Below are 25,766 nucleotides of genomic sequence, written 5' to 3'. Positions count from 1 at the left end.
TCAGGTCGCTAAATCCCACGCATAAAAAAACCGGCCCTCTCAGGCCGGTTTTTTTTACCGCGAATCTGGCTTACAGCTTGCCAGCGTTCTCGGTCAGGTAAGCCGCAACGCCTTCTGGCGAAGCGTTCATGCCTTTGTCGCCTTTTTTCCAGTTGGCTGGGCAGACTTCGCCGTGCTCTTCGTGGAATTGCAGAGCGTCGACCAGGCGGATCAGCTCTTCCATGTTACGGCCCAGCGGCAGGTCGTTGATGATCTGCGAGCGCACAACGCCCTTGTCGTCGATCAGGAACGCGCCACGGAAAGCCACGCCGCCTTCGGACTCAACGTCGTAGGCCTTGGCGATGTCGTGCTTCATGTCGGCAGCCATGGTGTATTTGACTTTGCCGATGCCGCCATCATTGATGGCAGTGTTGCGCCAGGCGTTGTGGGTGAAATGGGAGTCGATGGACACGGCAACCACTTCAACGTTACGTGCCTTGAAGTCGTCCATGCGGTGATCCAGGGCGATCAGCTCGGATGGGCAGACGAAAGTGAAGTCCAGCGGGTAGAAGAACACCAGGCCGTATTTGCCTTTGATGGCTTCAGACAGCTTGAAGCTGTCAACGATTTCGCCATTGCCGAGGACGGCAGGTACGTCGAAATCCGGGGCTTGTTTGCCGACGAGTACGCTCATTGGTTATCTCCTGATGGTAATTGAAGTAAATGGACCGCCCCTGAGTCTGCCGTGAATTGACGACAGGCCTGTGACGCGATCACGCTTCGTAAAGACCGACCATCATACCTGAAAAAAGCCGTTCGTCAGTGAGGGGCCCACGGCGGGCAAAGGTTTGAGAAAGCACTTTGACAATCATTCTCGTTAACATTAAGATCCATCGCACTTAAGCCTTAAACCGCGATGGTTCTCCCTTATGTATGTCTGCCTCTGCACTGGCGTCACCGACGGACAAATCCGCGAAGCGATCTATGAAGGTTGCTGCAGCTACAAGGAAGTGCGTGAAACCACCGGCGTTGCCAGCCAATGTGGCAAATGTGCCTGCCTTGCCAAGCAAGTGGTACGGGAAACCCTGACATCGCTGCAAACAGCCCAGGCCGCGATCGCCTACTCGGCAGAATTTACACACGCCTGAAGTGGCGTGTTTTAAAGAACCGGACTTAGCGTCCGGTTTTTTTATGCCTGTAATTCAAATAGTTAGCGCCAAGACGCGGAACACAAACATTCTTATTCCGATTAATTTTCATTTATTATTCAATAACTTAGGTTTGACACTAGTAGTTGTGCAGCTCAAACTCCGCCTTATATACAACGAATACAGGGCAGGACCCCAATCATGAAAGGCGACATCTCAGTCATCCAGCAACTCAACAAAATCCTTGCCAATGAACTGGTCGCGATCAATCAGTATTTCCTGCATGCACGCATGTATGACGATTGGGGCCTGGAAAAGCTCGGCAAGCGTGAGTACAAAGAGTCGATCAAGGCCATGAAGGACGCAGACGCGCTGATCAAGCGCATCCTGTTCCTCGAAGGTCTGCCGAACGTCCAGGACCTGGGCAAGCTGAACATCGGCGAGCACACCCTGGAAATGCTCAACAGCGATGTGGGCTTTGAGCGCAAGAGCCATGCCGACCTCAAGGCCGCCATTGCACATTGCGAGACCAAGGGCGACTTCGGCAGCCGCGAACTGCTGGAAGATATCCTCGAAGATCAGGAAGAGCATATCGACTGGCTGGAAACCCAGATCGGCCTGATCGACAAAGTGACCCTGGAAAACTACCTGCAATCGCAGATGGGTGAATAACCGCGCCAACAGGCACAAAAAAGCCCCGCTCTCGAATGAGAAGCGGGGCTTTTTATTGCGCGCGAATTACGCTTCGGTCTTGGCCGCTGCTTTTTCAGCTGCGTCCTTGATCAGCGCTTGCAACGAACCATCAGCCGCCATTTCGGTGATGATGTCGCTACCGCCGACCAGCTCACCGGCCACCCACAGTTGTGGGAAAGTAGGCCAGTTGGCGTATTTCGGCAGGTTGGCGCGGATTTCCGGGTTTTGCAGGATATCGACGTAAGCGAACTTTTCGCCACACTGCATGACGGCCTGGGAGGCCTTCGCGGAGAAGCCGCACTGCGGGGCATTCGGTGCGCCCTTCATGTAAAGCAGAATGGTGTTGTTAGCAATCTGCTCTTTAATCGTTTCGATGATATCCATGGAACACCTCGGCTGGAACTTTGCGACTCACAGGTCGGCACGGTGGCGCATTGTAACGCAAAATCCCAGCGTGGTGCTCGGGCTCCCCGACAGACTCACTGCGTCACGCCGCCGCGACCTGCACCGGCACGCCGTTCAACGCCGCGTTACCTGACAGTTCGTCCAACTGACGCTCATCCGTCAGGTCGTTGGCACTCGCCCCCGGCTGCGCGCTGGCAATACTCATCTGCACACCCGGCCGGTCATGACCCCAGCCGTGGGGCAGGCTGACCACGCCGGGCATCATCTCCAGGCTGGCCAGTACGTGCACCTCGATCATGCCGATCCGCGAACTGACCCGCACGCGCTGGCCGTCACTCAGTTGGCGAATGGCGAGGTCATCCGGGTGCATCAGCAACTGATGCCGCGGCTTGCCCTTCACCAGTCGGTGATAGTTATGCATCCACGAATTGTTGCTGCGCACGTGCCGGCGGCCGATCAGCAGCAACTCATCAACCTTGGGCAACGGCAATGCGGCAAACCGCGCCAGGTCCGCGAGGATCACTGCTGGCGCCGCCTGCACCCGACCATTGGCGGTTTTCAAGCGTCCCGCCAGGTTGGCCTTCAGCGGTCCCAGGTCCAGGCCATGGGGATGCTCGGCCAGCATCGCCACCGACAGCTTGTGCGAGGAAGCATCGCCATAGGCCCCGGCCCGCAGGCCCAGGTCAATCATCTGCGCCGGCGCCAGGGTTGGCTTGAGCGGGTTGCCAGTGCGGACCGCAAACGCCTGGGCCAGGCCGACAAAAATCTCCCAGTCGTGCAACGCGCCCTCGGGCTTGGGCAGGATCGCCCGGTTGAAGCGCGTAACGTTACGCACCGCAAACATATTGAAGGTGGTGTCGTAGTGATCGTTCTCCAGGGCCGAGGTCGATGGCAGGATCAGGTCGGCATAGCGCGTGGTTTCGTTGATATACAGGTCCACGCTGACCATGAACTCCAGACCGTCCAGGGCCTGCTCCAATTGGCGTCCGTTGGGGGTGGACAACACCGGGTTGCCGGCCACTGTCACCAGCGCACGGATTTGTCCTTCGCCCTCGGTGAGCATTTCTTCGGCCAAGGCCGACACCGGCAGCTCGCCGCTGTATTCGGGACGCCCGGACACCCGGCTCTGCCAACGGTTGAAGTGCCCACCAGACGTGGCGGCCACCAGGTCCACCGCTGGTTCGGTGCACAAGGCGCCCCCGACCCGGTCCAGATTACCGGTGACCAGGTTGATCAACTGCACCAGCCAGTGGCAAAGGGTACCGAACGCCTGGGTCGATACCCCCATCCGCCCATAGCAGACCGCCTTGTCTGCCGCCGCAAAATCCCGCGCCAACTGGCGGATCTGCTCGGCCGGCACCGCGCAGTGGGCGCTCATGGCCTCGGCGGTAAAGCCTGCGACGGCCCGGCGCACCTCCTCCAGGCCGTCCACCAGCAAGTGGCTGTCGCGGGTCAGGTGCTCACTAAACAATGTGTTGAGTAGCCCGAACAGCAACGCCGCATCCCCGCCGGGGCGCACAAACAGGTGCTGGTCGGCCATGGCCGCCGTTTCACTGCGTCGGGGGTCGACCACCACCACTTTGCCGCCCCGTGCCTGAATGGCCTTCAGACGTTTCTCCACGTCCGGCACGGTCATGATGCTGCCATTGGAGGCCAGTGGATTGCCGCCCAGAATCAACATGAAGTCGGTCTGGTCGATATCCGGGATGGGCAGCAACAGGCCATGGCCGTACATCAGGTGGCTGGTGAGGTGATGGGGCAGTTGGTCTACCGACGTCGCGGAGAAGCGATTGCGCGTCTTCAACTGCCCGAGGAAGTAATTACTGTGGGTCATCAAGCCGTAGTTATGCACACTGGGATTGCCCTGATACACCGCCACCGCATTCTGCCCATGCCGCGCCTGGATCCCCGCCAGCCGTTCGGCCACCAGGGCGAAGGCCTCGTCCCAGGGGATCGGCTGCCACTCGCTGCCCACCCGCAACATCGGCTGGTGCAGGCGGTCGGGATCGTTCTGGATATCTTGTAGGGCCACGGCCTTGGGGCATATATGGCCACGGCTGAAGGTATCCTGGGCGTCCCCTTTGATCGAGGTGATGGCAATGCTGCCATCATCCGAAGTGGTGGTTTCCAGGGTCAGGCCGCAAATGGCTTCGCACAGGTGGCAGGCACGGTGATGGAGAGTCTTGGTCATGGCCAGTCTCTTTATTAGGGCTTTGGCCTGACTATGGGCTGCGGCCAGCGGCGGCACCAGCATCGTTCGCCCCGTGAATCAATGGGCATCAGGCCAGACCATGGGCAAGCATGAGCAAATGTTTCAGAAACCGCCCACACCGCCCCGGAAACCGACGCAACCCAGCCCGGGGCCGCCATCACACATTGCAAAAGGTCGCGGCGCCAGTGTACAAATGACCCGCTGCTGTCCGTAAACAGGCCTCAAAAGTGCAATTCCCGCCCCTTTGAACATCCCTAAAAAACCGTAGCCTATTGGTAAGACGCGACATTTAATGTCAATATCGCGCCTTCCCCTATTTCGTCGCCCCGTGCGGCTTTCGCCGCAGGTCTCGCCCGTTGTCACAATAAACAAGGCTTTGAGTATCTGCGGTCTGTTGCAAAAAGGTAGTTAATGATGAGCGCAAGGCACTTTCTCTCCCTGATGGATTGCACGCCCGAAGAGCTGGTCAGCGTGATCCGTCGAGGCATTGAGCTTAAAGACCTGCGTAATCGCGGCGTACTGTTCGAGCCTTTGAAAAACCGCGTACTCGGGATGATTTTCGAGAAGTCGTCCACCCGTACCCGCCTGTCCTTCGAAGCCGGCATGATCCAGCTCGGCGGCCAGGCGATTTTCCTGTCGCCTCGGGATACCCAACTGGGCCGTGGCGAGCCGATCAGCGATTGCGCCATCGTCATGTCACGCATGCTCGATGCGGTGATGATCCGTACCTTCGCCCACAGCACCCTGACTGAATTTGCCGCCAACTCGCGAGTGCCGGTGATCAACGGGCTGTCCGACGACCTGCATCCGTGCCAGTTGCTCGCCGATATGCAGACGTTCCTCGAACATCGCGGCTCGATCCAGGGCAAGACTGTGGCCTGGATCGGCGATGGCAACAATATGTGCAACAGCTATATAGAAGCGGCGATCCAGTTCGACTTCCACTTGCGCATCGCCTGCCCCGAGGGCTACGAGCCGAGCGCCGAATTCCTGGCCAAGGCCGACGCCCGCGTGCAAATCGTGCGTGACCCTAAAGACGCGGTGATCGGCGCGCACCTGGTGAGCACCGACGTCTGGACCTCCATGGGCCAGGAAGACGAGACCGCCAAGCGCCTGGCCCTGTTCGCGCCTTATCAAGTCACCCGTGAATTGCTCGACCTCGCCGCCCCGGATGCGCTGTTCATGCACTGCCTGCCGGCCCATCGCGGCGAAGAAATCAGCCTCGACCTGTTGGACGACCCGCGCTCCGTCGCCTGGGACCAGGCAGAAAACCGCCTGCATGCGCAGAAGGCCCTGCTGGAATTCCTGGTCCCACCGGCGTATCACCACGCATGAGCCAGCCACTTCTGCTGAACCTGCGCAATCTGGCATGCGGCTATCAGGACCAACGGGTGGTGCAGAATCTCAACCTGCACCTCAACGCTGGAGATATCGGTTGCCTGCTGGGCTCCTCGGGCTGTGGCAAGACCACCACCCTACGGGCGATTGCCGGGTTTGAGCCGGTGCACGAAGGCGAGATCAACCTGGCTGGCGAAGTGATCTCCAGCGCCGGCTTTACCCTGGCCCCGGAGAAGCGTCGCATTGGCATGGTGTTCCAGGACTACGCGCTGTTTCCACATCTGAGCGTGGCCGACAATATCGGCTTCGGCATTCGCAAACACCCGTACAAAGAGCGGGTGGTCGCCGAACTGCTGGAATTGGTCAACCTGAAGAACTTGGGCAAGCGCTTCCCCCACGAACTGTCCGGTGGCCAACAACAGCGCGTGGCCCTGGCCCGTGCTCTGGCGCCGGAACCGCAACTGCTGTTGCTGGACGAGCCGTTCTCCAACCTCGACGGCGAACTGCGGCGCAAGCTCAGCCATGAAGTGCGCGACATCCTCAAGGCCCGTGGCACCAGTGCGATCCTGGTGACCCATGACCAGGAAGAAGCCTTTGCGGTGAGCGACCATGTCGGCGTGTTCAAGGAAGGCCGCCTGGAGCAGTGGGATACGCCCTACAACCTCTATCACGAACCGCTGACGCCCTACGTCGCGAGTTTTATTGGCCAGGGTTATTTCATCCGTGGCCAATTGAGCACCCCGGAGTCGGTCACTACCGAACTGGGCGAGCTGCGCGGCAATCGTGCCTATACCTGGCCAACCGGCTGCGCGGTGGATGTGTTGCTGCGCCCGGATGACATCGTGTATGCACCGGACAGCCCGCTGAACGCGCTGATCGTCGGCAAGACCTTCCTGGGTGCCTCGACCCTGTACCGCCTGCAGTTGCCGACCGGCGCCCAGCTGGAGTCGATTTTCCCCAGCCATGCCGATCATCAGGTGGGTGTAAACGTGGGGATCCGCGTGGCGGCCGAGCATCTGGTGTTGTTCCAGGCTTCGGGGAGCACGGCGGCGCAGATCCCGCAGGTGGAGTCCGGTGTGCGGCGCTACAGCACCGCCAGCTGAACAAACCGAGTCAAAAATGTGGAAGCGGGCTTGTGTGGGAGCCGGGCTTGCCCGCGATGCAGGCGCCTCGGGCTGTCAGCTACAGCGAGGTGAGGCTATCGCAGGCAAGCCAGCTCCCACAGAGGCTGGCTCCCACATCTGATTCCTCCGTTCTTGAAATCACGCCCGGCCAATCGGCGCAAATTTACCCTGGGTATGCTCGGCCAACACCGCCGCCGCCAACTCCACTTCCAACCCTCTCCTGCCTGCGCTGACAAAAATTGTCGCAAAAGGCTCTGCGCTCACATCAATGAAGGTGCGCAAGCGCTTCTTCTGCCCCAAAGGGCTGATCCCACCCAACAAATAACCGGTCGAGCGCTGCGCCGCCGCCGGGTCGGCCATCTCGACTTTCTTTACGCCCGCCGCGTGAGCCAGGGCCTTCAAATCAAGACTTCCGACGACCGGCACCACAGCCACCAATAATTCACCTTTTTCGCTGCTGGCAAGCAACGTCTTGAACACCTGCGCCGGGTCGAGGCTCAACTTTTCCGCGGCCTCCAGGCCATAGGATGCCGCCTTGGGGTCATGTTCATAACTGTGGATGCGATGTTCGGCGCGAACTTTTTTCAACAAGTCCAATGCAGGTGTCATGGAGGCTCCAGGCTTGGGGAAAACGTGGAAAAACAGACCGCCGATTCTAGGACAAACCCAGGCAAAACGCTCTAGTGCAGGGGGTCGTGCGACGAATCCGCGCAGATCCTGGCCACGCTTGCCGCCAGCCCCGCCGATGGGTTGCCGAGATCATTCATCACGCGAATAGTTTGAAAATGACCGGCCGTTCACTTTCGACCTTTGACAGCGGCGTTTCTTGTCTATATTTTTTCGTTTCCGAATGCTGTAAGAATCTATCCACAGTGTCCGAGCAGTAAGCCGTGAGCAGGATGGGGATCCTGACCACGGTGAAAATCGCGCATCGCCCGTTGCGGCACAGCGCCAGACAAGAAAAAAAATCGAGGTTTTCAATGACAACTGCTCTTCAACAGCCTTCACTTTCCAGCCAATGCATGGCCGAGTTCCTCGGCACCGCGCTGCTGATCTTCTTCGGTACCGGTTGCGTCGCTGCGCTCAAGGTCGCGGGTGCCAGCTTTGGCCTGTGGGAAATCAGCATCATCTGGGGGATCGGCGTGAGCATGGCGATCTACCTGAGCGCCGGCATTTCCGGGGCTCATCTCAATCCAGCCGTCAGTATCGCGCTGTGCATCTTTGCCGATTTCGACAAGCGCAAACTGCCCTTCTATATCATCGCCCAGGTTGCCGGCGCCTTTTGCTCCGCCGCGCTGGTCTACACGCTCTACAGCAACCTGTTTTTCGATTACGAACAAACTCACCAGATGGTTCGTGGCTCCGCAGCCAGCCTGGAACTGGCCTCGGTGTTCTCCACCTACCCGCACGCCCTGCTGAATACGGCCCAGGCGTTCCTGGTGGAAATGGTCATCACCGCGATCCTGATGGGCGTGATCATGGCCCTGACCGACGACAATAACGGCTTGCCCCGCGGCCCTCTGGCCCCGCTGTTGATCGGCTTGCTGATCGCCGTGATCGGCAGCGCCATGGGCCCGCTGACCGGGTTTGCGATGAATCCGGCTCGGGATTTCGGCCCCAAGCTGATGACCTTTTTCGCCGGTTGGGGTGAAATGGCTTTCACCGGCGGGCGCGATATTCCTTACTTCCTGATTCCGATCGTTGCACCGATTGTCGGTGCCTGCCTCGGCGCTGCGGCCTATCGCGGGTTGATTGCCCGCCATCTGCCCAACGCCGCAGCTGCTACAACTGATGCAGCCGAAACCGCCACCAGCGGCAATACCCGAACTTCTTGAAAGCGGTAGCCTGAGCCCTTCTGCCCCTTGCGGCCCAGGCTACTTACCCACTCCTTTTTCCGTCCAAGGCAATCGACATGACCGACACACAGAATAAGAACTACATCATTGCCCTCGATCAGGGCACCACCAGTTCCCGGGCGATCATTTTTGATCGTGACGCCAACGTGGTGTGTACCGCCCAGCGTGAATTCGTCCAGCACTACCCGCAAGCCGGTTGGGTCGAGCATGACCCGATGGAAATCTTCGCCACCCAGAGCGCAGTGATGGTCGAGGCCCTGGCACAAGCCGGCCTGCACCACGACCAGGTCGCCGCCATCGGCATCACCAACCAGCGTGAAACCACCGTGGTCTGGGACAAGGTCACCGGCCGCCCGATCTACAACGCCATCGTCTGGCAGTGCCGGCGCAGCACCGAAATCTGCCAGCAGCTCAAGCGCGACGGCCATGAGCAATACATCAGCGACACCACCGGCCTGGTCACCGACCCGTACTTCTCCGGTACCAAGTTGAAGTGGATCCTCGACAACGTCGAAGGCAGCCGCGAACGCGCGCGCAACGGCGAGTTGCTGTTCGGCACCATCGACAGCTGGCTGATCTGGAAATTTACCGGCGGCAAGACCCACGTCACCGACTACACCAACGCTTCGCGCACCATGCTCTTCAACATCCACACCCTGGAGTGGGATGCGAAGATGCTGGAGGTCCTGGACATCCCGCGCGAGATGCTGCCGGAAGTGAAGTCCTCCTCGGAAATCTATGGCCGCACCAAAAGCGGGATTGCCATCGGCGGCATTGCCGGCGACCAGCAAGCCGCCCTGTTCGGCCAGATGTGCGTTGAGCCGGGCCAGGCGAAAAACACCTACGGCACCGGTTGCTTCCTGTTGATGAACACCGGCGACAAAGCGGTCAAATCCCAGCACGGCATGCTCACCACCATCGCCTGCGGCCCGCGTGGCGAAGTGGCTTACGCCCTCGAAGGCGCTGTGTTCAACGGTGGTTCCACCGTGCAGTGGCTGCGCGATGAGTTGAAGATCATCAATGACGCCCACGACACCGAATACTTCGCCAACAAGGTCAAAGACAGCAACGGCGTGTACCTGGTACCGGCGTTCACCGGTCTCGGCGCTCCGTACTGGGACCCCTACGCCCGTGGCGCGCTGTTCGGCCTGACCCGTGGCGTACGTGTCGATCACATTATTCGTGCAGCCCTGGAGTCGATTGCCTACCAGACCCGCGACGTGCTCGACGCCATGCAGCAGGACTCCGGCGAACGCCTCAAATCCCTGCGGGTAGACGGCGGCGCAGTGGCCAACAACTTCCTGATGCAGTTCCAGGCCGACATCCTCGGCACCCAGGTCGAGCGCCCGCAAATGCGCGAGACCACGGCGTTGGGCGCTGCCTACCTGGCCGGCCTGGCCTGTGGCTTCTGGGGCAGCCTGGATGAGCTGCGTGGCAAGGCAGTGATCGAACGCGAGTTCGAACCACAACTGGACGAGCCCGCCAAAGAAAAACTCTACGCTGGCTGGAAAAAAGCGGTCAGCCGCACCCGTGACTGGGAACCTCACGAAGGCGCTGAATAAGCCAAGCGTAGGACCCACATCGGGTTGTAACTGGCAGGGAGCAGATTCCTGCGTCATCATGGGCCACTTTTGTATGGCAGCCCACAGGACGCCCAATGAATCTGCCTCCCCGTCAGCAACAAATCCTCGAACTGGTCCGCGAACGCGGCTACGTCAGTATCGAGGAAATGGCGCAGTTGTTCGTTGTTACCCCGCAAACCATCCGCCGCGATATCAATCAGCTGGCTGACGCCAATCTGCTGCGTCGCTATCACGGCGGCGCCGCCTACGACTCCAGTGTCGAAAACACCGAGTACGCCATGCGTGCCGACCAGATGCGCGATGAAAAGCAGCGTATCGGCGAAGCCATTGCCGCACAGATCCCCGATCATGCCTCGCTGTTCATCAATATCGGTACCACCACCGAATCCATTGCCCGGGCGCTGCTCAACCACAGCCACCTGAAGATCATCACCAATAACCTCAACGTCGCCATGATGCTCAGCGCCAAGGACGACTTCGACGTGCTGCTGACCGGCGGCAATGTACGCCGTGACGGCGGCGTGGTGGGCCAGGCCAGCGTGGACTTCATCAATCAGTTCAAGGTCGACTTCGCCCTGGTGGGTATCAGCGGTATCGACGAGGACGGCAGCCTGCTGGACTTCGATTACCAGGAAGTGCGGGTTTCCCAGGCAATCATTGCCAACGCACGCAAGGTGATCCTCGCGGCGGACTCCAGCAAATTCGGGCGCAATGCCATGATTCGCCTGGGGCCGATCAGTTTGATTGATTGCCTGGTCACCGATCAGCAGCCGGTGCCGGCGCTGGTGCAGTTGTTGAGCCAGAACAAGATTCGTCTGGAAGTCGTCTGAGCGACCCCTGAGCTCGCTGGCGCAGGTCCAGGCGCCAGCGATGGCGGCCCAGAGACCACAACGCTCTTGAGCCAGCATCCGGCTCAATGTTCACAATTTTTCCTTTTCCCGCCCTTCGATGAGTTTTTTCAATCGAAGTCAGCTGGCTGTGCCCGCGTTTATGAGCTACCATTTTCGCAAATGAACATTAATGTTCGAATTCCAATATTAAAAAAGATCGCGAGGCCAGCCGATGACCCCTTCTACCTTGCCTGCTCCACCCCTTGCCGAAGTCTATGATGTTGCCGTGATTGGCGGCGGGATCAATGGTGTAGGCATCGCGGCAGACGCAGCCGGTCGCGGCCTGTCGGTATTCCTTTGCGAAAAGGATGACTTGGCCAGCCACACCTCGTCTGCCAGCAGCAAGCTGATCCATGGCGGCCTGCGCTATCTTGAACATTACGAATTCCGCCTGGTGCGCGAAGCCCTGGCCGAACGCGAAGTGCTACTGGCCAAGGCCCCGCACATCGTCAAGCAGATGCGTTTTGTGTTGCCCCATCGCCCGCACCTGCGCCCGGCCTGGATGATCCGTGCCGGCCTGTTCCTGTACGACCACCTTGGCAAGCGCGAGAAACTTGCAGGCTCCAAAAGCCTGAAGTTCGGCGCCGACAGCCCGCTGAAAAGCGAAATCACCAAGGGCTTCGAATACTCCGATTGCTGGGTCGACGACGCGCGCCTGGTTGTACTCAACGCCATGGCCGCCCGGGAAAAGGGTGCACATATCCACACCCAGACCCGTTGCGTCAGCGCCCGTCGCAGCAAGGGCCTGTGGCACCTGCACCTGGAGCGCGCCGATGGCAGCCTGCTGTCGATCCGCGCCAAGGCTCTGGTGAACGCGGCCGGCCCATGGGTCGCCAAGTTCATCAAGGATGACCTCAAGCTCGATTCGCCGTATGGCATCCGCCTGATCCAGGGCAGCCACCTGATCGTGCCGAAACTGTACGAAGGCGCCCATGCGCACATCCTGCAGAACGAGGATGGGCGTATCGTCTTCACCATTCCGTACCTCAATCACCTGACCATCATCGGCACCACCGACCGTGAGTACACCGGCGACCCCGCGAAAGTGGCGATCACCGAAGGTGAAACGGACTACATGCTCAAGGTGGTCAACGCCCACTTCAAGCAGCAGTTGAGCCGCGACGATATCGTGCACACCTATTCCGGCGTGCGCCCGCTGTGCAACGACGAGTCGGATAACCCGTCGGCCATTACCCGCGACTACACCCTGGCACTGTCCGGCAGCGGCGAAGAAGCGCCGATCCTGTCGGTGTTCGGTGGCAAGCTGACCACTTACCGCAAGCTGGCCGAGTCGGCCCTGGCGCAACTGGCCCCCTACTTCCCGCATATCAAGCCGAGCTGGACCGCCAAGGCCAGCCTGCCCGGCGGTGAAGACATGAGCACGCCAGAAGCCCTGGCCACCGACATTCGCAGCAAGTTCGAGTGGATCCCCAGCGAAATCGCCCGCCGCTGGTCGACCACCTATGGCAGCCGCACCTGGCGCCTGCTCGAAGGCGTGCAATCGCTGGCCGACCTGGGCGAGCACCTGGGTGGCGGCCTGTACACCCGGGAAGTCGACTACCTGTGCGCCGAGGAATGGGCGACCCAGGCCTACGACATCCTGTGGCGGCGCACCAAACTCGGGCTGTTCACCACCCCCGAGGAGCAGGAAAACCTGCAGCGTTATTTGGTCAAGGTCGAACAGAACCGCAGCAAGATCGAAGCAGCCTGATGCATCCAGCCCCTGCGCCGAAAGGCCCAGGGGCTTTTTTATGAACGTCTTGATGTGAAATGCGATCAATGTGGGAGCTGGCTGGCCTGCAACAACGGGCGGTGATCGCCGGCAGCCAATGCCTACAGATTCGGTTTTCCGAACGTGGTAACGCCACCTATTCGGTTTGCCGGATTTAAACACCGGATAAACCTCGTCATATAAAGTTAATCGCCATATAAATCATACAGTTAGATTTTTAATCACAGTCTGGCACGACTCATGCTCTACACTTGGTACGTGTTTGTCTGAGATGCTTCAGGAGCCGTCACAGGCATTCGCTGTATCGAAAGAGCCGTCCAGGCTTCATAAAAAAAACAAATGTCGAGGAAGTATTGATGCGTATCGTTCCCCATATTTTGGGCGCAGCTATCGCTGCTGCTCTGATTAGCACTCCAGTCTTCGCCGCCGAACTGACCGGCACGCTGAAGAAAATCAAAGAGTCGGGCACCATCACCCTGGGCCACCGCGACGCCTCCATTCCGTTTTCCTACATTGCGGATGGTTCGGGCAAACCAGTGGGCTACTCCCACGACATTCAACTGGCCATCGTCAAAGCTGTCGAGAAAGACCTCGGCATGAAGGAAGGCGAGCTGAAGGTCAAATACAACCTGGTCACTTCGCAAACCCGTATCCCGCTGGTGCAGAACGGCACCGTGGACGTTGAGTGTGGTTCCACCACCAACAACGTTGAGCGTCAGCAGCAAGTCGACTTCTCCGTCGGCATCTTCGAAATCGGTACCCGTCTGCTGTCCAAAAAGGACTCGACCTACAAGGATTTCGCTGACCTCAAGGGCAAGAACGTCGTGACCACCGCCGGCACCACGTCCGAGCGCATCCTCAAGTCCATGAACGCTGACAAGCAGATGGGCATGAACGTCATCTCCGCCAAAGACCACGGTGAGTCCTTCCAGATGCTGGAAAGCGGCCGCGCCGTTGCCTTCATGATGGACGATGCGCTGCTGGCCGGTGAAATGGCCAAGGCCAAGAAGCCTACCGACTGGGCCGTGACCGGCACGCCGCAATCCTTCGAAATCTACGGCTGCATGGTTCGCAAAGGCGATGCACCGTTCAAGAAGGCTGTGGATGACGCTATCGTCGCTACCTACAAGTCTGGCGAAATCAACAACATCTACACCAAGTGGTTCAGCTCGCCGATCCCACCAAAAGGCCTGAACCTGATGTTCCCGATGAGCGACGAACTCAAGGCCCTGATCGCCAATCCGACCGACAAAGCAGCCGACGACAAAACGGCTGAAAAAAAGTCCTGATTCCGAACTAACCTTATCTCCTGAGGGAGCCAACCCTCCCTCAGGCGTCTGTTACTACCTGCTGGCATTATTATTTGGAACACTCGACCTGGCGGTTTCCGAGCCGATCGCGTGTGCCTGACGTTCACCGTCAGGCGGGAATGGATCTTCCCCAAGCGGGTGCTTGTACATCGATTGATTTCGGGGGAGACCCTAATGAATTACAACTGGGACTGGGGCGTATTCTTCAAGTCCACCGGCGTGGGCAGCGAGACCTATCTCGACTGGTTCATCTCCGGTTTGGGCTGGACCATCGCCATCGCCGTCGTGGCCTGGATCGTCGCCTTGCTGCTGGGCTCGATACTGGGCGTGATGCGCACGATGCCTAACCGCCTCGTAGCCGGCATCGCCACCTGCTATGTGGAACTGTTTCGTAACGTGCCACTGCTGGTACAGCTGTTCATCTGGTACTTCCTGGTGCCCGACCTGCTGCCGCAAAACCTGCAGGACTGGTACAAACAAGACTTGAACCCGACCACCTCGGCCTACCTGAGCGTTGTCGTGTGCCTGGGCCTGTTCACCGCCGCCCGCGTATGTGAACAAGTGCGTACCGGTATCCAGGCGCTGCCCCGTGGCCAGGAAGCCGCCGCGCGCGCCATGGGCTTCAGCCTGTCGCAGATCTACTGGAACGTGCTGCTGCCCCAGGCCTACCGGATCATCATTCCGCCGCTTACCTCGGAATTCCTCAACGTGTTCAAGAACTCCTCCGTGGCGTCCTTGATCGGCCTGATGGAACTGCTGGCGCAAACCAAGCAGACCGCCGAGTTCTCGGCCAACCTGTTTGAAGCCTTCACCCTGGCCACGCTGATCTACTTCACCCTGAACATGAGCCTGATGCTGCTGATGCGCCTGGTCGAGAAGAAAGTCGCTGTGCCCGGCCTGATTTCCGTGGGGGGCAAATAATGGAATTTGATTTCAGCGGCATTATCCCGGCCATGCCTGGCCTGTGGAACGGCATGGTCATGACCTTGAAGCTGATGGTCATGGGCGTGGTCGGCGGCATCATTCTCGGTACTATCCTGGCCTTGATGCGCCTGTCCTCCAGCAAACTGCTGTCCCGCGTGGCCGGCGCCTATGTGAACTACTTCCGCTCGATCCCGCTGCTGCTGGTGATCACCTGGTTCTACCTGGCAGTGCCGTTCGTGTTGCGCTGGATCACCGGCGAAGACACGCCAATCGGTGCGTTCACCTCCTGCGTCGTGGCCTTCATGATGTTCGAGGCGGCGTACTTCTGCGAAATCGTGCGGGCCGGCGTGCAGTCGATCCCCAAGGGCCAGATGGCTGCGGCACAAGCGATGGGCATGACCTACGGCCAGACCATGCGCCTGATCATCCTGCCCCAGGCGTTCCGCAAGATGACCCCGCTGCTGTTGCAGCAGAGCATCATCCTGTTCCAGGACACCTCGCTGGTCTACACCGTGGGCCTGGTGGATTTCCTCAACTCCGCCCGTTCCAACGGCGACATTATCGGCCGCTCCAATGAGTTCCTGATCTTTGCCGGTGTCGTCTACTTCATCATCAGCTTTGCCGCCTCGCTGCTGGTCAAGCGTCTGCAAAAAAGGTTTGCCGTATGATCTCTATCAAGAACATCAACAAGTGGTATGGCGACTTCCAGGTGCTGACCGATTGCAGCACCGAGGTCAAAAAAGGCGAAGTGATCGTGGTGTGCGGGCCGTCCGGCTCGGGCAAATCCACCCTGATCAAGTGCGTCAACGCCCTGGAACCGTTCCAGAAAGGTGACGTTGTGGTCGATGGCACCTCGATTGCCGACCCGAAGACCAACCTGCCGAAACTGCGCTCGCGCGTGGGCATGGTGTTCCAGCACTTCGAACTGTTCCCGCACATGACCATCACCGAAAACCTGACGGTTGCGCAGATCAAGGTGTTGGGCCGCAGCAAGGCAGAAGCCGAGAAGAAAGGCCTGCAATTGCTGGAGCGTGTAGGTCTGTCGGCACATAAGGACAAGCACCCGGGCCAACTGTCCGGCGGCCAGCAGCAGCGCGTGGCGATTGCCCGTGCTCTGGCAATGGACCCGATCGTCATGCTGTTCGACGAACCGACCTCGGCCCTGGACCCGGAGATGGTCAACGAAGTACTGGACGTGATGGTGCAACTGGCCCAGGAAGGCATGACCATGATGTGCGTGACCCACGAAATGGGCTTCGCCCGCAAAGTGGCCGACCGCGTGATCTTCATGGATGCCGGCAAGATCATCGAAGACTGCCCTAAAGAAGAGTTCTTCGGCGATATCAGCGCCCGCTCCGAACGTGCGCAGCACTTCCTCGAGAAAATCCTGCAGCACTAAGCACAACACAGCGTCCACTGTAGAAACCGGGCCCTGTGGGAGCGGGCTTGCCCGCGATTGCGGCATATCAGTCAACCTCTGTGGCTGACTTACCGTCATCGCGGGCAAGCCCGCCCCCCCACACTGGTCCAGGCAAGCGCTGGTTGACCCAAGGCATCTGTGATGAAATGCGACCCCACCCTCTATCGCGCCGCACCGCCATCCCTTGCCGTGAAGCCTCGTCTGATTCGCCAGCTGTTCCTGCCGCCCCTGATCATCCTGTTGATGATCGGCCTGGGTTTTATCGGCTTCTGGACCAGCGAGTACTACGGCATCCGGACCCTGGGCGAGAACGGCGAGCGCCAGTTGGAGCTGCATGCGCGCACGGTCGAGAGTGAGATCAGCAAGTACACCTACCTGCCCAGCCTGCTGGAGCTGGAATCCAGCGTCTCCAAACTGCTGGCCGACCCGAACCCGGAACACCGGCAAGCGGTCAACGAATACCTCGAAGGCCTGAACCGGCGCAGCCGCAGTCGGGCGATTTATGTGATGGACACCACCGGCCGCGTGATGGCCACCAGTAACTGGCGCGATGTCGACAGCTACCTCGGTGAAGACCTGTCGTTCCGCGCCTATTTCCAGAATGCCGTACGTGGCCAGCCGGGCCGTTTCTATGGCATCGGCAGCACCAATGGCGAGCCTGGCTACTACTTGGCCCACGGCCTGGAAGAACACGGCAAGATCATTGGTGTCGCAGTGGTCAAGGTGCGCCTCGAAGCGTTGGAAGAACGCTGGCAGCGCGCGCGCCTGGAAGCCTTTGTCAGCGACGAGAACGGCATCATCATCCTCTCCAGCGACCCGGCACGCCGGCTCAAGGCGGTGCGCCCGCTGAGCGACGATACCAAGGAGCGCCTGGCCCGCAGCCTGCAATATTACTGGGCGACCCTCAACGAACTGCAACCCCTGGCCCGCGAACAGCTCGACACCGGCACCGAAAAACTGACCTTCCCGGCCAACAGTGAAGTGGTGGCCGACGACCGGGAAGTCACCTACCTGGCCCAGACCCGGCCCCTGAACGACACACCGTGGAATTTCACCCTGCTCACCCCGCTCAACGACCTGCGCCAGGCCGCGATCAACCAGGGCATCCTCGTTGCGGTGGCCTTTGCCCTGGTGGCGTTCCTGCTGATTGCCTGGAATGAGCGGCGCAAGGTAATCGCCACACGCCTGGCCGCCCGCGAGGCCCTGCAGGAAGCCAACAACCAGCTGGAGCGGCGGATTGCCGAGCGCACCACCGACCTGCGCGCCAGCAACGAACGGCTCAAGGCGCAGATCCGCGAGCGGCGCCAGGCCGAAGAAACCCTGCGCCGGGCCCAGGACGAATTGGTCCAGGCCGGCAAATTAGCGGCCATCGGCCAGATGTCCACCAGCATCGCCCATGAACTGAACCAGCCGCTGGCGGCCCTGCGCACCTTGTCCGGCAATACCGTGCGCTTCCTCGAGCGCGGCGCCCTGGATACTGCCAGCACCAACCTCAAGACCATCAATGAACTGATCGACCGCATGGGACGCATCACCGCCAGCCTGCGCTCGTTTGCCCGGCGGGGTGACGACCAGGGCGAAGCCAGCCTGGGCAAGGCCGTGGATGCGGCGTTCCAGGTTCTGGGCAGCCGCCTCGACAGCCTGCCGCTGACCGTACACCGTCAGTTCAGCCAGGCCATGTTGCAGATCGACCAGACGCGCCTGGAGCAAATCCTGGTCAACCTGATCGGCAACGCCCTGGACGCGATGCACGCCCAACCCGCCCCGCAGCTGTGGCTGGAAAGTGACATCAGCGAAGGCAAATACCGCCTGCGGGTGCGGGACAACGGGCATGGCATCGACCCTGAGACCCGCAAACATTTGTTCGAACCCTTTTTCACCACCAAACCCGGCGAGCAAGGCTTGGGCCTGGGCCTGACCCTGTCGGCCAGCCTTGCCGCAGCCACCGGCGGCAACCTGGCCGTCGAGCATCCGGCCGCTGGTGGTACAGCCTTTGTCCTGAGCCTGCCCCTGGCAGGCCATCAACCCGGCGAGTCGATATGAACAGCCAACCCAACACCGAGCTGACCGTGCTGATTGTCGAAGACGATCCCCATGTGTTGCTCGGCTGCCAGCAAGCCCTGGCCCTGGAAGATATTCCCAGCGTCGGCGTGGCCAGCGCTGAAGAGGCACTCAAGCGTGTCGGCGAGAATTTTGCCGGCATTGTCATCAGTGACATCCGCCTGCCCGGCATTGACGGCCTGGAGCTGTTGACCCGTCTCAAGGCCCTGGATAAAAGCCTGCCGGTGGTGCTGATCACCGGCCACGGCGATATTTCCATGGCAGTGGGCGCGATGCGCAACGGTGCCTATGACTTCATGGAGAAACCCTTTTCTCCGGAGCGCCTGGTGGACGTGGTGCGCCGCGCCCTCGAACAGCGTGGCCTGGCCCGGGAAGTCTGGGCGCTGCGCCGGCAACTGGCCGAACGTGACTCCCTGGAAGGCCGGATCATCGGGCGCTCGCCGGCGATGCAGAACCTGCGCGAGTTGATCGCCAACGTCGCCGACACCTCGGCCAACGTGCTGATCGAAGGCGAGACTGGCACCGGCAAAGAGTTGGTCGCCCGCTGTCTGCACGACTTTAGCCGCCGCCACGCCCACCAGTTCGTCGCCCTGAACTGCGGCGGCCTGCCGGAAAACCTGTTTGAGAGCGAGATTTTCGGCCACGAAGCCAACGCCTTTACCGGTGCGGGCAAACGGCGGATCGGCAAGATCGAGCATGCTCACGAAGGCACGCTGTTCCTCGACGAAGTGGAAAGCATGCCGATGAACCTGCAGATCAAACTGCTGCGGGTCTTGCAAGAGCGCACCCTGGAGCGCCTGGGTTCGAACCAGAGCGTGGCGGTGGATTGCCGGGTGATTGCCGCGACCAAGTCCGACCTCGACGACTTGAGCCGCGCCAACCAGTTCCGCAGCGACTTGTACTACCGCCTGAACGTGGTGACCCTGGAACTGCCACCGCTGCGCGAGCGCCGCGAAGATATCCTGCAGTTGTTCGAACACTTTCTGCAGCAATCATCCCTGCGCTTCGACCGCATCGCCCCGGAGCTGGACAACCAGACCCTGTCCAGCCTGATGAGCCATGACTGGCCCGGCAACGTACGTGAACTGCGCAACGTCGCCGAACGTTTTGCCCTGGGCCTGCCCGCCTTCAAGAAAAGCGGCGCCAGCCCCGACAACCATGGCCTGGCCTTTACCGAAGCGGTGGAAGCCTTTGAACGCAACCTGCTCAGCGACGCCCTGCAACGCAGCGGCGGCAACCTGACCCAGGCCAGCCTGGAACTGGGAATGGCCAAGACCACCCTGTTCGACAAGGTCAAGAAATACGGCCTGAGCCACTAAGGAGTCATGCGTGGATTTAGTCTTCAAGGCCGCCCTCGGAGCGGCGGTGGTGTTGCTCCTGGCGGTGCTGGCCAAAACCAAGAACTATTACATCGCCGGCCTGGTGCCGCTGTTTCCGACCTTCGCACTGATCGCCCACTACATCGTCGGCAAGGGCCGCTCGGTGGACGACCTGAAGACCACTATTGTGTTCGGCATGTGGTCGATCATTCCGTACTTTGTGTACCTGGCGACGCTGTATGTGATGGTCGACCGCATGCGCCTGGAGGCCTCCCTGGCGGTGGCCGCGGTGGCGTGGCTGATGGCGGCGACGGTGCTGGTGAGTGTGTGGATTCGAATTCACGCCTGACACTCCACGGCTCCACTGTGGGAACTGGACCCACTCGGTACCCCCATAAAACCGAGTTGCCCGCATCGCAGCCTCGCTAAAGCTCGACAGCTCCCACATTTGCTCAGTGTGGCTCCCCAATCCCTTGTGGGAGCTGTCGAGCCCTGGCGAGGCTGCGATGGGATCGACTCGGTACACCTGCAAAACCCAGCTACCTGCATCGCAGCCTCGCTAAAGCTCGACAGCTCCCACATTTGATCCCTGTGATTCCCCAATCCCCTGTGGGAGCTGTCGAGCCCCGGCGAGGCTGCGATGGGATCGACTCGGTACACCTGCAAAACCCAGTTGCCTGCATCGCAGCCTCGCTAAAGCTCGACAGCTCCCACATTTGCTCAGTGTGCTTCCCCAATCCCTTGTGGGAGCTGTCGAGCCCCGGCGAGGCTGCGATGGGGTCGACTCGGTACACCTGCAAAACCCAGCTGCCTGCATCGCAGCCTCGCTAAAGCTCGAGAACTCCCACATTTGCTCAGTGTGCATCCCCAATCCCTTGTGGGAGCTGTCGAGCCCCAGCGAGGCTGCGATGGGATCGACTCGGTACACCTGAAAAACCCAGCTGCCTGCATCGCAGCCTCGCTAAAGCTCGACAGCTCCCACATTTGATCCCTGCGATTCCCCAATCCCTTGTGGGAGCTGTCGAGCCCCAGCGAGGCTGCGATGGGATCGACTCGGTACACCTGCAAAACCCAGTTGCCTGCATCGCAGCCTCGCTAAAGCTCGACAGCTCCCACATTTGATCCCTGCGATTCCCCAATCCCTTGTGGGAGCTGTCGAGCCCTGGCGAGGCTGCGATGGGATCGACTCGGTACATCTGAAAAACCCAGCTGCCTGCATCGCAGCCTCGCTAAAGCTCGACAGCTCCCACATTTGATCCCTGTGATTCCCCAATCCCTTGTGGGAGCTGTCGAGCCCCGGCGAGGCTGCGATGGGGTCGACTCGGTACACCTGAAAAACCCAGCTGCCTGCATCGCAGCCTCGCTAAAGCTCGACAGCTCCCACATTTGCTTATGTGTGGTTCCCAGGGCTCAGCGTACGATTTTGTCGATCTGGATCCCCAGCTTTTTCAAGCGGTACCAGAAGCTGCGTTCGGAGATGCCAATCCGCGACGCCGCAGCCGCCTGTACGCCATTGCTCTCCTGCAAGGCCGCGAGGATGTAGGCCTTTTCCACCTCGGCCAGCGCCGCGTCCAGGTCCTGGGGCACGCCTGGGCCTTCGCTGAGGATTGTCGTCACATCCCGCTCGGTCGGCTGGGACGCGAACAGGTAGGCCGGCAGGTCGATATCTTCAATCACCGGGCTGGAGGCGACGATGGTCGCGCGCTCCACGCAGTTTTGCAGCTCGCGGATGTTCCCCGGCCAGTTGTAGGCGGCCATGGCCTGCAAGGCGTCGGGGCTGAAGCCGGTGATGCGTTTACCGGCGTTGGCACTCAGGCTGCGGGCAAAGTGGCGGGCCAGCGGGGCGATGTCTTCGACGCGCTCGCGCAATGCTGGCAGTGGGATCGGGAACACATTCAGGCGGTAGTAGAGGTCTTCGCGAAACTCTTTGTTCGCCACCGCTTCCAGCAGGTTCTTGTTGGTGGCGGCGATCACCCGCACGTCCACCTTGCGCTCACGCGGGTCGCCGACCGGCTCGATCACCCGTTCCTGCAAGGCGCGCAGGATCTTGGCCTGCAACGCCAGGGGCATATCCCCCACTTCGTCGAGAAACAGCGTGCCCTTGTCGGCCTGCATAAAGCGCCCTACCCGGTCGGCCACGGCGCCGGTAAACGCACCCTTGCGATGGCCGAACATTTCGCTTTCCAGCAAGCCTTCGGGGATCGCCGCGCAGTTGACCGCCACAAAAGGCTTGTCTGCACGGTTGCCATGCTTGTGAATGGCGCGGGCGACCATTTCTTTGCCGGTGCCGCTTTCGCCGGTCAACAGGATGGTGGCGTTGCTTTCACGCACCGAATCCACCGCCTGCAACACTCGGCGGAACGCCGGGCTTTCCCCGACCAGGCTATCGAACTGGGCATGTTCATCGAGTTCGGCACGCAGCCGTGCGTTGTCGCGCATGATGTCGCGAAACTGCAAGGCCTTGGCCACGGTGATGTCCAGCTCGTCGATATCGAAGGGCTTGGCAATGTAGTCGTAGGCACCGTTACGCATGGACTGCACAGCATTTTTCACGGTGCTGTAGGCCGTCATCACGATCACCGGCAATTGCGGGTAGCGCACCTTGATCTCGGCCAGCAGTTGCGGGCCGTCCATGCCGGGCATGCGCCAGTCGCTGATCACCAGGTCGATGTCCTCCTGCTCCAGCACCTTGAGCGCATGCAGGCCATTGCCGGCGATAAACACCTGGATATGGTTCTGGCTCAGGGCCGACGACAGCAAATCGCAGAGCTTGGGCTCGTCGTCGACCACCAATATGTTATGTGTCATGACTGTCCTCGTCGTCGCCGTCATCTTCACCGTTGGCCGGAATGTACAGGCTGAAGGTGGCGCCGGCATCTTTCTCGCTGGTGCATTCGATGCTGGCGTCGTGACTCTCCATGATTGAATAGACTTTCGCCAGGCCCAGGCCGGTGCCCGAGGCCTTGGTGGTAACAAAGGGGGTAAAGATCCGCTCGATCATTTCAGGGGGGATGCCCTGGCCGCTATCGCTGATGCTGATCACCGTGTAGTGATCGACACGGCTGATGCTCAAGGTCAGGCGCCCGCCCTGGGGCATGGCGTCGATGGCGTTGAGGATCAGGTTCAGGCAGGCCTGCTTGAATTGCTTGGCGTCCACATACAGGGTCGCACCCGGCGCCTGGTCGTCGAGATGGGCGTCGATGGCGTGGCTGGCCAGCTCCGGCGCGCAGAAACCGAGGATTTCTTCCACCAGCGGCCGCGCCGGTTGCTGGCTGCGCAGCGGTTCGCTGGGCTTGGCGAAGTCGAGGAAATCGGTGATCAGGTCATTGATCCGGCTGACTTCGCTGATCACGTATTCCAGGTGGCGCTTGTCGGTCTCCGGCAGGTCCGTGCGACGGTGCAGCAGTTGGGTCGCGGTCTTGATGATGCCCAGCGGGTTGCGGATTTCATGGGCCAGGCCCATCGCCACTTCGCCCAGGGCATGCAGGCGGTCGCGGCGGCGCAGTTGGGCTTCGAGGTGATGCAACTCGCCCAGGCGCTCGGTCATATGGTTGAAGGTGCTGCTCAATTGCGCCAGCTCGTCACCGCCGGTGACGGCCACGCGGTGCTGGTAGTTGCCGCTGATCACCGCGCTCACACCCTGGGACAATTCGCGCAGTGGCCGGGTCAGGTGCCGGGAGACCAGCACACCGGCCCCCAGGGACAAAGCGGAACTGAGCAGGAAGATCAGCACAAACAGATTGCTCTGGTTCACCAGCCCCACCAGGCTGGTGTGGCGCAGCAGGCCGCTGAAGATCACGCCCTGTAACTCGCCGGTGTCATTGAAGATCGGCCAGTACAGGCCACTGTAGTTGCTGGTGAACTGTTCACTGGGCTGCTTGGTGCTGCGCAGCAGGGTTTCCACGGATTTCGGCACGCGGGTCGGGTGGTCTTCAAAACGCTGAGTAGAGAAGATCTCCGAAAAGCCTTCGGTATTGGCCAGGTACAGACGCAAGTCCAGGGAGTGCACCTCGGCGACGCTGGTCAGGAAGCTGCTGTCCAGGTAGGTACCGACCAACAGTTCGTAGTCGACGCCATCCTGGCTGGTCTCGAACGAGGAAATCACGGCCCCGGTGGCCACGCCGCCGACCTGCACGGTTTGCAACACGGCATTGGGAGCGAGGCTGATTTGTTTCACCACATCATCGCCCACGGTGCTGAACATCACCTTGCTGTCACTGCTGCGAATCAGCGTGACCACATCAATATCAGTGGCGCGGGCAATGTCCGCGATCAAACGGTCATGACGCATCGCTTCATGGCTGGAAGGCGGACGCACATACCGCAGGAAGATCTGCGCCACACGGGCGTTGTCGTGCAGGATGTCGCTGACTTCATCCTTGACGATGCGGGTCGACTCTTGCAGCCAGATGCGCACGTTGCTGTCGAAAATCTGCGACAGGGTGGTGGCTGCCAGCTCGGCGGCGATCATGGTCGGGATCACCGTCACCAGCCAGAACGCCAACACCAGCTTGCGCTGCAGGCTCCAGCGGGAAATGGCAAATGGGCGGGCTTTCTGACGGGTTTTGGCGATCATCGGGTTTCGCTTATTGCAGCAGCCATGGCAGGGTCGGATCGGTCCGGGCGAATAAACACTTTTACCAGCTTGAGCAGGGTATCGAGCAGCCGGTTGCGGTGCTGGAAGAACAGCGTATTGCCGGCGAACTCACAGCCCAGGCGTAGCTTACTGGCATACCCGGCCTGCCCGCACTCGTACAACGCAATATTGTGCTCGATGCAGTAGTCGACGTTGGTCAGCCAACTGCGAAAGTACAGGTTATGTTCGCGGCTGTGGGCCAGGTCGTGGGCAAAGAACTTGTCGATCAGCCGGTGCTGGTCCAGCAGCACCAGGTTGAACGCCACCAGTTGCCCATCCACCCAGTAAAGTACACAGCGCGCCCGTTGTTCAAGCTGGGCGAGCACCTGGCTGAAATAACCGGCAGGCAGGCGCTCGAATTGCAGGTCGGCGCGAGCCAGCGTGGCTTCGTAGAGGCGCATGATATCCGGCAACACATCATCGACATTGTCCCGCCACTCCACCTGTGGCCCCGGCGCACGCAGCTTGCGCCGCAAATCCTTGCGCGTGGATTTGCCCAGGGAGCCCAGATAGGCATCCACTGAGCCGTAGGGCAGCGGCAGCAACCCGGTAGGCAAACTCGGCATGCTATGCAGGCCGGCGGTCTTGCAGCTGTCGGCCCAGTCCTGATCCAGGCTCGGCGCGTCCTTGACCGCCAGCAGGCCGATGCCGAATGCATCGGCATCCCGACGCGCCGCGACCAGTAATTGCTCCAACAGCGCACTGCGGCGCGCAGCGGGCACATGGCTGGCGACACCGGCATGGCATTGCTCGGCCACCGGCGAGCCGATGGCGTACAAGCCCAGGCGCAACGCTCCCGGCCACCAGCGTTCCAGGCGTTGGGTAAAGCGTTTGGCGATGCCCGACACGGTGGTATCGAGGCGATAATGGGTGATGAACGCCGGGGCGACGGCCAGCAGTTGCCCGTCCTCATAGAGGGCCAGGTAGCGCCACTGGAAGTCGTCGATGGCAGCGTTTTCTACGGCGACGTAGTAATCCCAATCCTCCAACGCCTGGGGAAAACAGTCATTCCAGGCACTGCGTTCGATGGCGTGGATGCTCGGGAAGGTGTGTGCGGTGATCACATCGGAATATCCCTGTAAGTGCTCCTGTAGGGGCTGTCTTGCCCCGCGAGGCTGCGATAGCGGTGGCTCAGG

The 25,766-nt window shown here is 60.4% G+C and carries 22 protein-coding genes; 15 read left to right on the top strand and 7 right to left on the bottom strand.

Translation table 11 applies throughout. The features are described from left to right. Positions 1-70: 70 nt before the first annotated feature. On the bottom strand, positions 71-673 hold the full coding sequence (locus tag HBR94_RS02930) for a peroxiredoxin (protein WP_003172097.1): 603 nt from the start codon (positions 671-673) through the stop codon (positions 71-73). Positions 674-908: 235 nt separating this feature from the next. Between HBR94_RS02930 and HBR94_RS02925 the strand changes: the two genes are divergently transcribed. Together HBR94_RS02925 and bfr are read left to right on the top strand one after the other, a co-directional pair. Further along, positions 909-1,127: a bacterioferritin-associated ferredoxin gene (locus HBR94_RS02925; RefSeq protein WP_170044113.1), complete on the top strand. Its 219-nt coding sequence runs from the start codon at positions 909-911 to the stop codon at positions 1,125-1,127. 201 nt (positions 1,128-1,328) lie between these two features. Continuing rightward, positions 1,329-1,799: a bacterioferritin gene (gene bfr / locus HBR94_RS02920; RefSeq protein WP_057439332.1), complete on the top strand. Its 471-nt coding sequence runs from the start codon at positions 1,329-1,331 to the stop codon at positions 1,797-1,799. A 66-nt stretch (positions 1,800-1,865) separates the two neighbouring features. Here the strand turns inward: bfr and grxD are convergent, their stop codons facing one another. Further along, positions 1,866-2,204 carry a Grx4 family monothiol glutaredoxin gene (grxD, locus tag HBR94_RS02915; RefSeq protein WP_032858447.1) on the bottom strand — a complete coding sequence of 113 codons (339 nt, stop codon included), beginning with the start codon at positions 2,202-2,204 and terminating at the stop codon, positions 1,866-1,868. A 103-nt stretch (positions 2,205-2,307) separates the two neighbouring features. Beyond that, the gene (locus HBR94_RS02910) at positions 2,308-4,416 is read right to left on the bottom strand and encodes a molybdopterin oxidoreductase family protein (RefSeq protein WP_170044112.1); all 2,109 of its coding nucleotides are present in this window, start codon (positions 4,414-4,416) and stop codon (positions 2,308-2,310) included. Between the two features lie 435 nt (positions 4,417-4,851). Here HBR94_RS02910 and argF point away from each other — a divergent pair, with 435 nt between their 5' ends. Continuing rightward, positions 4,852-5,772, top strand: coding sequence for an ornithine carbamoyltransferase (gene argF, locus HBR94_RS02905; RefSeq protein WP_115128901.1), 921 nt, complete (start codon positions 4,852-4,854; stop codon positions 5,770-5,772). Continuing rightward, entirely contained in the window at positions 5,769-6,878 is a 1,110-nt protein-coding gene (locus HBR94_RS02900) for an ABC transporter ATP-binding protein (RefSeq protein ID WP_170044111.1), read from the top strand. Before argF ends, HBR94_RS02900 begins: the two co-directional genes overlap by 4 nt. Before the next feature lie 159 nt (positions 6,879-7,037). Here the strand turns inward: HBR94_RS02900 and ybaK are convergent, their stop codons facing one another. Then, a complete protein-coding gene (gene ybaK / locus HBR94_RS02895; RefSeq protein ID WP_057438370.1) occupies positions 7,038-7,508 on the bottom strand; it encodes a Cys-tRNA(Pro) deacylase in 471 nt (156 codons plus the stop codon). 371 nt (positions 7,509-7,879) lie between these two features. Between ybaK and HBR94_RS02890 the strand changes: the two genes are divergently transcribed. From HBR94_RS02890 to HBR94_RS02840, 11 genes are all read left to right on the top strand, one after another. Next, a complete protein-coding gene (locus HBR94_RS02890) occupies positions 7,880-8,734 on the top strand; it encodes an MIP/aquaporin family protein (protein ID WP_057444414.1) in 855 nt (284 codons plus the stop codon). A gap of 77 nt (positions 8,735-8,811) precedes the next feature. Beyond that, complete coding sequence (gene glpK, locus HBR94_RS02885; protein ID WP_057438368.1) at positions 8,812-10,317, top strand: glycerol kinase GlpK; 1,506 nt, start codon at positions 8,812-8,814, stop codon at positions 10,315-10,317. Between the two features lie 95 nt (positions 10,318-10,412). Then, a complete protein-coding gene (locus HBR94_RS02880; RefSeq protein ID WP_057438366.1) occupies positions 10,413-11,168 on the top strand; it encodes a DeoR/GlpR family transcriptional regulator in 756 nt (251 codons plus the stop codon). Positions 11,169-11,400: 232 nt separating this feature from the next. Continuing rightward, positions 11,401-12,939, top strand: a complete 1,539-nt coding sequence (glpD, locus tag HBR94_RS02875; RefSeq protein WP_057438364.1) for a glycerol-3-phosphate dehydrogenase — start codon at positions 11,401-11,403, stop codon at positions 12,937-12,939. A gap of 377 nt (positions 12,940-13,316) precedes the next feature. After that, positions 13,317-14,249, top strand: coding sequence for a glutamate/aspartate ABC transporter substrate-binding protein (locus tag HBR94_RS02870; protein ID WP_029295166.1), 933 nt, complete (start codon positions 13,317-13,319; stop codon positions 14,247-14,249). A gap of 195 nt (positions 14,250-14,444) precedes the next feature. Next, the gene (locus tag HBR94_RS02865) at positions 14,445-15,191 is read left to right on the top strand and encodes an amino acid ABC transporter permease (protein WP_057438362.1); all 747 of its coding nucleotides are present in this window, start codon (positions 14,445-14,447) and stop codon (positions 15,189-15,191) included. Further along, positions 15,191-15,862 (top strand): ABC transporter permease subunit, encoded by a 672-nt coding sequence (locus tag HBR94_RS02860; RefSeq protein WP_057438361.1) that lies wholly within the window; start codon positions 15,191-15,193, stop codon positions 15,860-15,862. Before HBR94_RS02865 ends, HBR94_RS02860 begins: the two co-directional genes overlap by 1 nt. Beyond that, on the top strand, positions 15,859-16,593 hold the full coding sequence (locus HBR94_RS02855) for an amino acid ABC transporter ATP-binding protein (RefSeq protein ID WP_057438360.1): 735 nt from the start codon (positions 15,859-15,861) through the stop codon (positions 16,591-16,593). The genes HBR94_RS02860 and HBR94_RS02855 overlap by 4 nt, the downstream gene beginning before the upstream one ends. 162 nt (positions 16,594-16,755) lie before the next feature. Continuing rightward, complete coding sequence (locus HBR94_RS02850) at positions 16,756-18,657, top strand: sensor histidine kinase (RefSeq protein ID WP_115128904.1); 1,902 nt, start codon at positions 16,756-16,758, stop codon at positions 18,655-18,657. After that, positions 18,654-19,994, top strand: a complete 1,341-nt coding sequence (locus HBR94_RS02845; protein ID WP_057438358.1) for a sigma-54 dependent transcriptional regulator — start codon at positions 18,654-18,656, stop codon at positions 19,992-19,994. Before HBR94_RS02850 ends, HBR94_RS02845 begins: the two co-directional genes overlap by 4 nt. A 10-nt stretch (positions 19,995-20,004) precedes the next feature. Then, on the top strand, positions 20,005-20,343 hold the full coding sequence (locus tag HBR94_RS02840; protein ID WP_057438356.1) for a GlpM family protein: 339 nt from the start codon (positions 20,005-20,007) through the stop codon (positions 20,341-20,343). Between the two features lie 1,061 nt (positions 20,344-21,404). On the opposite strand, the gene HBR94_RS02835 is transcribed toward HBR94_RS02840, so the two are convergent. The 3 genes from HBR94_RS02835 to HBR94_RS02825 are packed head-to-tail and all read right to left on the bottom strand — an operon-like array spanning position 21,405 to position 25,694. After that, positions 21,405-22,802: a sigma-54 dependent transcriptional regulator gene (locus tag HBR94_RS02835; RefSeq protein ID WP_057958591.1), complete on the bottom strand. Its 1,398-nt coding sequence runs from the start codon at positions 22,800-22,802 to the stop codon at positions 21,405-21,407. Further along, the gene (locus HBR94_RS02830; protein WP_057438354.1) at positions 22,792-24,570 is read right to left on the bottom strand and encodes a HAMP domain-containing sensor histidine kinase; all 1,779 of its coding nucleotides are present in this window, start codon (positions 24,568-24,570) and stop codon (positions 22,792-22,794) included. The genes HBR94_RS02835 and HBR94_RS02830 overlap by 11 nt, the downstream gene beginning before the upstream one ends. Then, positions 24,567-25,694 (bottom strand): GNAT family N-acetyltransferase, encoded by a 1,128-nt coding sequence (locus HBR94_RS02825; RefSeq protein WP_057438352.1) that lies wholly within the window; start codon positions 25,692-25,694, stop codon positions 24,567-24,569. Before HBR94_RS02825 ends, HBR94_RS02830 begins: the two co-directional genes overlap by 4 nt. Positions 25,695-25,766 lie beyond the last annotated feature (72 nt).

This window comes from Pseudomonas sp. WS 5412 (assembly GCF_012985615.1).
Taxonomy (GTDB): Bacteria; Pseudomonadota; Gammaproteobacteria; order Pseudomonadales; family Pseudomonadaceae; genus Aquipseudomonas; species Aquipseudomonas shahriarae.
Note: the sequence above shows the minus strand (reverse complement) of the source record. Positions and strands in the feature narration are given on the sequence as shown.